The 274-nt window shown below is 74.1% G+C and carries 1 protein-coding gene; it reads right to left on the bottom strand.

What is annotated here, in order from left to right:
- The coding region (locus tag SB717_RS35665; protein WP_410907678.1) for an NAD-dependent epimerase/dehydratase family protein at positions 1-179 on the bottom strand (179 nt) is incomplete at its 3' end.
- Between the last annotated feature and the right edge of the window lie 95 nt (positions 180-274).

Below are 274 nucleotides of genomic sequence, written 5' to 3'. Positions count from 1 at the left end.
CGCACGCCGTCGTACGCGCCAGGGGCACGACGGTCGACACTCACCAGGCGCGCTCCGTGCGGGACGTCCCCCGACTCACCGCGGGCCAGACAGGTCACCTCGGCGTCGCCCGCGAGCAGCTCCCGGACGATCGCCCGCCCCAACCACCCGGTCCCGCCGAGCACCAGCACACGTCGCATCCCCCCATCCAACCGTTCGCGAGGGCCTGCGGCCACTGCGTCTGCTCCCCGCGAACTCACGCCCGTGGCTCGGCGCTTCTCCCGCGACTCCCACA

The sequence above is a fragment of the Priestia sp. SIMBA_032 genome (assembly GCF_046535215.1).
Taxonomy (GTDB): Bacteria; Bacillota; Bacilli; order Bacillales; family Bacillaceae_H; genus Priestia; species Priestia aryabhattai.
Note: the sequence above shows the minus strand (reverse complement) of the source record. Positions and strands in the feature narration are given on the sequence as shown.